Genomic DNA, 763 nt, shown 5'->3' on the forward strand with positions numbered 1-763 from the left:
TCATCACTCCGTATGTAGTGTTGATATCCGGTTTACCTACTATGGTGTGGTACATCCCTGTCGTATTCTAGTGCGCACTCGGACCCGTCGAGATCACAGCGCTTAAGATCGTCGTCCGCTGCAGATGGGTATCAGAGAGAGGCGCCACACCGGGAAGCCGTTGTCGGTCGCGCGCTGATAGAAGTGCGAGCGGGGCGCGGCCCAGAATGGCTCGCGCCGCGCCATGCGGCGAAACAGCGTGACCGTCGCGTCGGTCAGATAGTACAGCGGCAACAGCAGCGCGGCGGCGAATTGCTGATGCAGCGCGAGCTCGAGCAGGCACCAGCCGAGCAGCAGGCCGATCGGCAGGCTGCCGACATCGCCGAGGAATATCTTTGCCACCGGCCGGTTGAACGGCGCGAAGCCGAGCAGTGCGCCGCACAGCGCCGCCGCGACCAGCGCGGGAGCCGCGCCGATATGGCCGTAGCTGCCGAGCAGGGCGACCACCACCGTGATCGGCACCCCCTCGGCCACCGTCATCAGGTCGAGCCCGTCCATGAAGTGGACGAGGTTCACGAACCAGAGGCCGGCAATCAATAGCAGGCCGCGTGCGAGCCAGAGCGGGCAGGCCGGAACGAGCCTGAGATCGCCGGGCACCGAAAACAACACGGCGGCAACGGCGGCGGCCTGCAGCAGCAGCCGCGGGATGACGGGCAGGGAGTGGATGTCGTCGGCAAAGCCCACCACCGCGATGAACAGGCAGGCCGCGAACACCGTGAAGGGA

Annotated in this window: 1 protein-coding gene; it reads right to left on the reverse strand. The window is 65.8% G+C overall.

Translation table 11 applies throughout. The features are described 5' to 3' along the window. Nucleotides 1-102 precede the first annotated feature (102 nt). A partial coding sequence (locus SB4_RS18715; RefSeq protein ID WP_478212463.1) for an MraY family glycosyltransferase occupies nucleotides 103-763 on the reverse strand: 661 nt, incomplete at its 5' end.

Origin of the sequence: Sphingomonas sanguinis (assembly GCF_001476905.1) — a bacterium.
Taxonomy (GTDB): Bacteria; Pseudomonadota; Alphaproteobacteria; order Sphingomonadales; family Sphingomonadaceae; genus Sphingomonas; species Sphingomonas sanguinis_B.